7 protein-coding genes and 2 tRNA genes are annotated in these 6,504 nt (G+C 66.1%); 2 read left to right on the top strand and 7 right to left on the bottom strand.

All coding sequences use genetic code 11. From position 1 onward, the window contains the following. Position 1: 1 nt before the first annotated feature. Positions 2 to 74 (bottom strand) — tRNA-Gly (locus DBR20_RS14080). Between the two features lie 74 nt (positions 75 to 148). Between DBR20_RS14080 and DBR20_RS14075 the strand changes: the two genes are divergently transcribed. Beyond that, the gene (locus DBR20_RS14075; protein ID WP_108266608.1) at positions 149 to 601 is read left to right on the top strand and encodes a hypothetical protein; all 453 of its coding nucleotides are present in this window, start codon (positions 149 to 151) and stop codon (positions 599 to 601) included. A 12-nt stretch (positions 602 to 613) separates the two neighbouring features. Here DBR20_RS14075 and DBR20_RS14070 read toward each other — a convergent pair whose 3' ends face one another. Genes DBR20_RS14070 through DBR20_RS14055 form a run of 4 tightly spaced genes read right to left on the bottom strand, consistent with a single transcriptional unit; the run spans position 614 to position 4,722 of the window. Continuing rightward, on the bottom strand, positions 614 to 1,525 hold the full coding sequence (locus DBR20_RS14070) for an HlyD family efflux transporter periplasmic adaptor subunit (RefSeq protein WP_108266607.1): 912 nt from the start codon (positions 1,523 to 1,525) through the stop codon (positions 614 to 616). Next, positions 1,522 to 2,250: an ABC transporter ATP-binding protein gene (locus DBR20_RS14065; protein WP_099820058.1), complete on the bottom strand. Its 729-nt coding sequence runs from the start codon at positions 2,248 to 2,250 to the stop codon at positions 1,522 to 1,524. Before DBR20_RS14065 ends, DBR20_RS14070 begins: the two co-directional genes overlap by 4 nt. 10 nt (positions 2,251 to 2,260) lie before the next feature. Next, positions 2,261 to 3,400, bottom strand: a complete 1,140-nt coding sequence (locus DBR20_RS14060) for an ABC transporter permease (RefSeq protein ID WP_108266606.1) — start codon at positions 3,398 to 3,400, stop codon at positions 2,261 to 2,263. Further along, positions 3,397 to 4,722: a TolC family protein gene (locus DBR20_RS14055; protein ID WP_258223369.1), complete on the bottom strand. Its 1,326-nt coding sequence runs from the start codon at positions 4,720 to 4,722 to the stop codon at positions 3,397 to 3,399. Before DBR20_RS14055 ends, DBR20_RS14060 begins: the two co-directional genes overlap by 4 nt. 332 nt (positions 4,723 to 5,054) lie before the next feature. Here DBR20_RS14055 and DBR20_RS14050 point away from each other — a divergent pair, with 332 nt between their 5' ends. After that, positions 5,055 to 5,402 (top strand): hypothetical protein, encoded by a 348-nt coding sequence (locus tag DBR20_RS14050; protein WP_258223366.1) that lies wholly within the window; start codon positions 5,055 to 5,057, stop codon positions 5,400 to 5,402. A gap of 68 nt (positions 5,403 to 5,470) precedes the next feature. Here the strand turns inward: DBR20_RS14050 and DBR20_RS14045 are convergent. Beyond that, positions 5,471 to 5,546, bottom strand: a tRNA-Gly gene (locus DBR20_RS14045). Positions 5,547 to 5,651: 105 nt separating this feature from the next. Beyond that, a partial coding sequence (locus tag DBR20_RS14040) for an NAD(P)/FAD-dependent oxidoreductase (RefSeq protein WP_108266603.1) occupies positions 5,652 to 6,504 on the bottom strand: 853 nt, incomplete at its 5' end.

Here is a 6,504-nt window from a genome sequence, read left to right as displayed (position 1 = left end):
GAGCGGGAAACGAGACTCGAACTCGCGACCTCAACCTTGGCAAGGTTGCGCTCTACCAACTGAGCTATTCCCGCAGATTCTCCGACCTGCGTCGAAGGAGCGCTATTGTGTCGAAATTCCTTCACGCCGTCAACAACCCGCCTACCCGATGAACCCGCCCACGAGACCTCGCTATGTCCGCCTGTTCTGGCTCCTCATCGCCCTCACCTGGCTGGCGGTGATCGCCGCACTGGTCAACGCGGGCTTTACGCCGGACTACTGGATGTTGCGGCACTTCGATGGCGGAACCCTGCCCTACCCGACCAGCAGCGTCGTCGTGTTCGCGCTGTTGAGTACGGTCGAGCTGGTGATCGCTGCGCTGATCGTGCGCCCCTGGAGATTCGATCACTTATGGCTGCGACTGTTGATCGCCTTGGTGCTGCTGCTGGCGTGGACCTTCCCGTGGCTGGCGTCGATGATGCATCAGCCCCCGGTACAGGGAATGCACCTGCTGTGGCTGCTGCTTCTGGACGTGGGATTGTTGCTGGCGCTGTGTGTGGTGTCACTGGTCAGCGCGTGGCGGGCATTGGCCAGAAGGAAACAGAGCCACGCGCTCCGATAGAGAGCAATGCCGTTACTTCCGGAACTCCACCCGCACGTGCTGGCCGACGCGCGCCTTTGCCGCGCTCTCGAATTCCAGCACGCACTCCACCACCTTGGCCACGCCACGCCCTGCATCCTCCGGCAACCGCGCCGGCGCGAACACCGGGCTGATGCGGACCACGCGTGCCACCGGCAGCGGTTTTCCCTCGGTGCCATCGCTATCGATCACCACCGTCGCGCGCATGCCCACCTGCACTGCATCGGCATAGGCCGCGCTCAGTTCGGCGCGCACCTGCAGGGGCCGCGCCGGCAGCAATGACATCGCCGGCTTGCCGGCCTGCACGAACGCACCCACGCCCGGCACCTGGCCGATCACGGTGCCGGCATCCGGCGCAGTCAGCGACATCTGCCGCAGCTTGAGCCTGGCGTGCTCCAGTTTGTGCTGGGCCATCTCGACCTGCGCGCCCGCCACATCGACATCAGCGCGAACGCCAGCCAGCTGCTGCTTTGCCGCGTCGGCCTGCTGGTTGGAAGACACGCCCTCGCTGGCGCCAGTGGCCAAGCGGGTGGCGTTGCGCTCCAGCTCGCGCAGTTGCGCCTGGCTGCCCTTCAGCCGGTCGGTAGCCAGCGCGAGATCGGCGTTGGCCATCCCCACTTCCTGTTCAAGCAGTGCGCCGTCCAGGGTGAGCAGGACATCACCCTTGCGGACCACCGCCCCTTCCTTCACCGGCGCGGTGCTGACCGAACCATCCATCGCTGGAACCAGTGCAATCAGCCCGCCTTCCACATCGATGATGCCGCGGGCGACGGCCACCTTGTCCGCGCTGGTGGATGTAGATGCGGCCGGCTGTGCGGGTACGGATGCATCCTTGCTGCAGGCGCCCAGCAGCAATGCCGCGCCCAAGGAGATGCTGAGGGAAAACAACGGCGGCAATCTGGTCATCGGCTGGGCTCTACGGTTTCGTTCTGGCGGCGGTCATCGCGGACCGTGCCGTCTTCCATGGCGATCACCCGATCCGCATGGCGGATCAGGCGTGGATCGTGACTTACGCACAGCACCGTGGCCTGATGTGCGCGTGCATAACGGTGCAGGATGTCGATCACGCGCTGGCCGTTCTCGGCGTCCAGTGCGCTGGTGGGCTCATCGGCAAAGATCAGCGTGGGAGACTTGGCGAACGCACGGGCAACCGCCACGCGCTGCTTCTCACCGCCGGACAACTGCGCCGGGCGCATGTGGCTGCGGTGCGAGAGGCCGACCTCGTCCAGCGCCTGCCGTGCCAAAGGCTCGCTGTCACGGTTGCGCATGCCGCGATAGCCCAACGGCAGCTGCACCTGCTCCAACGCGGTGAGCGCGGGAAACAGGTTGAAGCCCTGGAACACGAAACCGACGTGATGCAGGCGGAAGCGCTCCACCTCGCTGCGGGTCATGTGGCTGACATCCTGTCCCAGCGCATGCACGCGGCCGCCATCCGGCGTCGACAGGCCGGACATCAGCGACAGCAACGTGCTTTTGCCGCAGCCGGACGGGCCCGACACCAGGGTCAGTTCGCCGGGATAGATGTCCAGCGACAGGCCACGCAGCACGGGAACGTGCACATCGCCGGACACGAAGCCCTTTTCCAGTGCGTCGGCACGCAGCGTCGGGGACGTGATGGAGGTGTTCGTCATCGGTCGCCCTTCAACGCAACAGCAACGATGGATCGGAACGGACGACGCTGCGCACCGCCATGATGCTCGACAGCATGGCCATCACCGCGACCAGCGCCACGCAGCCGAGAACCACCATCGGCGTGAGCTGTACCGGCACGCGCTGGGTCTGAGCCGCCAACAGCACCACCGTGCTGAAGGCTGCAGCCAACAGCATGCCGACGCCGCCGATCAGTACGGCCTGTTCGAACACCACCCGCGCCAGCGCGTAGCGGCCTGCTCCGAGCGCATTGAGCGTGGCGTACTCGCGTACCGACCCGGCCACCACCGCCGCGAATGACTGGTTGGTGATCACCGCGCCGACGAAGCAGACGATGACCGCCATGAACAGCACCGCGATACCGGCACCGGTGTCGAACAGCCAGTACTGCTGCGAGCGGCTGGCAAACTCCGGCGCCGTCCAGAATTCGACAGGCGTAGCGCGGCCCGTTGAAACGTTGAGGCGATCGCGCACGCGACCTGCCAGTTCCGGTGATCGCGTGCCCGCCACGAAATAGGTACTGCCCTCATGCGGGTCGGTTCCGGCGATGGCACGTGCGGTATCCAGTGACGCCAGCACGTTGACGCCGCCAAGACCACGCAGGCCAGGTTGCGCGGCGACCACACGCACGGCCTTGCCGTTGATCCACGCCCGGTTGCTGCGCAGATCTACTCCCAGCGTGTCCAGGTCCGCGCTGTCGACGATCACCGCACCGGGTTCGCGCAACTGCGCACGCAGCTCAGGCGACAGGATGCGCGAGAACATCATCGCGTCGTCCGCCGTGGAGATGCCGGACAGATACACCGACACGTTACCGGTACCCTGCGCGCTGGAGCGCCACTCGCCGTCGACCCATTCGTAGGGCTCGACGCGGGTGACATCCGGGTCCATGCGCAGCCGGCTCTCGACATCCGCGCTGATCGCATGGCCGTAGTTCACGCTCTGCGTGCCGGCAAAGCCAGCCCAGACATCGGCGCTGGAAGCCTTCACGTAGATCGCAGCGGTGCCGAAGATGCCCAGCACCAGCGCAGCCTGCACGATCAGCAGCACACCGGCGAAACACATGGCCAGCACCACCGGCAGGAACCTGCGCCACTCGTAAACCAGCGTTTTGCGGGCAAGCGCGATCATTGCGCGTCGCCTTCTGGCTCGACCGGCAAGGGTGCGCCGCCCACTGCGCGATACAGCGATGCGAAGGCGAGCACGCGCGCCCCCTGCGCACCAATCAGATCGGCATGCGCGGACAACGCCGTACGCTGGCTTTCCAGCCCGTCGAACTCACTGGAGAGGCCAAGCTGCACCTGCCGGGCCTGTCGCGCGACCTGCTGCCGGGCAGTTTCATCGGCCACCTGCAGCGATTGGATGCTGCTGTCCTGACGGGCCAGGCTGCCCAATGCACCTTCCACTTCAGCCACGCCTTGCAGCACGGCTTTGCGGTAGCCCAGCAACGCCGCATCCAGCTGCTTGTCGTCGGACTGGTAGCGCGCGCGCCGCTGGCCCCAATCCCACAGCGGAATGTCGATGTAGGGACCTATCGATGGGCTGGAATCTGAGTTGGAGCGTGCGTTCTGGGTGAGGTTGTAGGCGTACAGGATGGAGCCGCCCAGGCTCAGTTTCGGGAACATCGCCGCGCGTGCGCTGCCCTTTTCGGCGGTGGCCTGCAGTACATCGGCCTCGGCCAGCAGGATCTGCGGGCGATGGCGTAGCAGATCGGCCGGCACCTGCTGCAGGGTGAAGGCGCTCAACTGCGGTGGCGTGCGGTAGGCATTCCAGGCCGGATCCGGGCCATCGCGCCCCAGCAGCAGCGCCAGCGCACGCGCGGCGTTGCCTGCGTTTTCATCCGCCTGTGCAATGGCTGCGCGTGTGGCGGCCTTCCGCGCACGCAGACGATCCAGTTCACCAGGCTCGTCCAGATGCAGGCGCTGCCGCACCAGGCCCAGCTGCTCGCCGCGTGCGTCAACGGCCTGCTGCCTGCCCAGCAGATCCGCTTGCGCCTGCGCGACGGAAAGATCCAGGTAGCTGCGCACTACATCAGCGATCACCGCCACCTGCGCTGCGTCGCGCAGTGCTTCTGCATTTCCGTTGGCAGCCTGCGCGCTCAGCCGGGCACTTTCCGCTGCGCCAAACAGGCCAAGATCCCAGATCGCTTCGACACCGGCGTGGAAGTAGGTGTCGACCGCGGCGGCGTCCTGCACCTGCTTGGCACTGGCCGATATTTCCGGACGGAAACGTGCATCAGAGGTGCCGGATACCATGCGTACCGCTTGCAGACGCAGAGTGGCCTGCTGCAGGTCCAGATTGCCGGCGATGGCCTCTTCCACCAGCGCGTTCAAGCGCGCGTCGGCCAGCACCTTCCACCACTGCCGCGCATCGACGGCGACGCCTTGCGCAGTGGCCGGTTGATTCCAGACCGTTGGAGTGCGATCGGGCAGATCCGGAACCGGCACCGACATGCAGCCTGCCAGCATCACGCTGGCCAGCAGCACCCCGCTACCCAGCACGATGCGCGGCAGGGCCACATGCCGTTGAGCGGACACTGCAGGGGAAGTGAAACGATTGGCCACCCGCCCACCTTCGTGGAGAGAGAAGCCGAGGAGGCTACGCCGCGATTGTGGAGTGGACATGGAGAATCAGTCGGAGCTGAGTTACAGCGCGTATGCGGTGCCTGCATTGCGAACCCTCGGCCTTTCCCCAGCCTTTCACGGGCGCCGCCAAGCTGAACGCTGGACTGTTCGCGGGCACTGCGGCACATTGGCCTGAACGCTTCCACCGGCAGGCAATACGCTTGAAATCCAGTCCTCGCCGCGCGCTCGGCATCTTCATGGCCGTGCTTATCGTGGGCACGATGGCGATCTGCCTGGCTACGCCACTGGCATCGAACGCGGCCATGCTGCTGATGGACCGCAGTAACTTCATTCCCGCGCAGTCGTCGATCTTCTCCTTCGAGCCGTACGTGATCAATGACGGCTCGTCGAACTACTGGCTGTATGGCCAGGACCGGACCTACTACTACCACTTCACCTACCAGGTCGACGCGCCTTACCTGTACATCCCGCGCAAGAACGCCTGCGCCGGCTTCGACCGTGCGGACGTGCGTACCTGGTGCAGCGCGAGTCGGGGCATTCCGCGCTAGCGAGGCTGCATCTGGATGGCGGCGTGCAAACGAAAAACGCCCCCTTGCGGGAGCGTTCTTCTTGAATCTGGAGCGGGAAACGAGACTCGAACTCGCGACCTCAACCTTGGCAAGGTTGCGCTCTACCAACTGAGCTATTCCCGCAGATTCCGTTCGACCTGCGTCGAAGGAGCGCTATTGTGTCGGGATTGCTGCACGGCGTCAACAGGATTTTGCAGCCTTTTCGCCGGCCAGCGTTCAGCTTCCGGATCAGGCCCGAACGCCCCGTCGGTGGAAGTAGATCTGTTCGGCCAGCCGGCGTACCGGACCGGTACACAGCAGCGCGTCGACCGGCCAGTCCCGCTGCAGGTGGTCCATGGCCCAGCGCAGTACGCGCTTGCGGTGAAAGGTGGGCGCAGCCTGTCGCGCCACCTGCTCGGCGTCTGGCCCCTTGCCGCGCCGATGCAGGCCGATTGCATCGCCGACCGCCCAGCCGTGCCGCCATGACGAATGGATGCCGCCGGCCGACAGCGGCGACACGATGCCGGCCGCGTCGCCGGTGAGGATCACTCCGGGCGCGGTGATCGGGCCGTCCGGCAGGCCACACGGCACCAGCCCCGCGCGGGTGCCGGCAGCCTCGGCCGCGCGCGGAAGGCCGACCACGTCGCGCACATGTGCAAGGAAACCCTCGATGTCCGGCGGGCGAGCATCGGCGGGATCGTGGCGCAGGGCCAGCCCCACCTGCACGCCGGTGGGGTTCTGCGCGGCCCAGCCGATGTAGCCGGGTGCGAAGCGGCGGCTGACAAAGCAGTGCAAGGCATCGCCTTCTGGCAGCTGCACGCCGGCAAACTCGCGCTCGACGCCGTACAGGTTGTCGCGCACCTGGCCCAGGCCGGTGCGCTGCGCGACACGCGATCGTGCACCGTCAGCGCCGACCAGATACGCGGTGCGCCCCACCCCTTCAACCTGCCATGCGTCGCCGTCGCGGCAGGCTCTGGTGAACGAATGCTGCAACCGCAGATCCACGCCACTGGCGCGCAGTTCGCTGGCCAGCCAGCGCATCAGGTTCGGCGTATCGGTGGTGAGGAAGTAGTAACCCGGTGCGGTCAGCAGCACGTTGTGC

The sequence above is a fragment of the Stenotrophomonas sp. HMWF023 genome (assembly GCF_003060985.1).
In the GTDB taxonomy this organism is placed as follows: Bacteria; Pseudomonadota; Gammaproteobacteria; order Xanthomonadales; family Xanthomonadaceae; genus Stenotrophomonas; species Stenotrophomonas lactitubi.
Note: the sequence above shows the minus strand (reverse complement) of the source record. Positions and strands in the feature narration are given on the sequence as shown.

What these genes read in the sequence shown, in the direction of transcription:
- DBR20_RS14075 (WP_108266608.1), top strand. Translation starts at nt 149, where the DNA reads ATGAACCCGCCCACGAGACCTCGCTATGTCCGCCTGTTCTGGCTCCTC.
- DBR20_RS14060 (WP_108266606.1), bottom strand. Translation starts at nt 3,400, where the DNA reads ATGATCGCGCTTGCCCGCAAAACGCTGGTTTACGAGTGGCGCAGGTTC.
- DBR20_RS14065 (WP_099820058.1), bottom strand. Translation starts at nt 2,250, where the DNA reads ATGACGAACACCTCCATCACGTCCCCGACGCTGCGTGCCGACGCACTG.
- DBR20_RS14070 (WP_108266607.1), bottom strand. Translation starts at nt 1,525, where the DNA reads ATGACCAGATTGCCGCCGTTGTTTTCCCTCAGCATCTCCTTGGGCGCG.
- DBR20_RS14055 (WP_258223369.1), bottom strand. Translation starts at nt 4,722, where the DNA reads ATGTCGGTGCCGGTTCCGGATCTGCCCGATCGCACTCCAACGGTCTGG.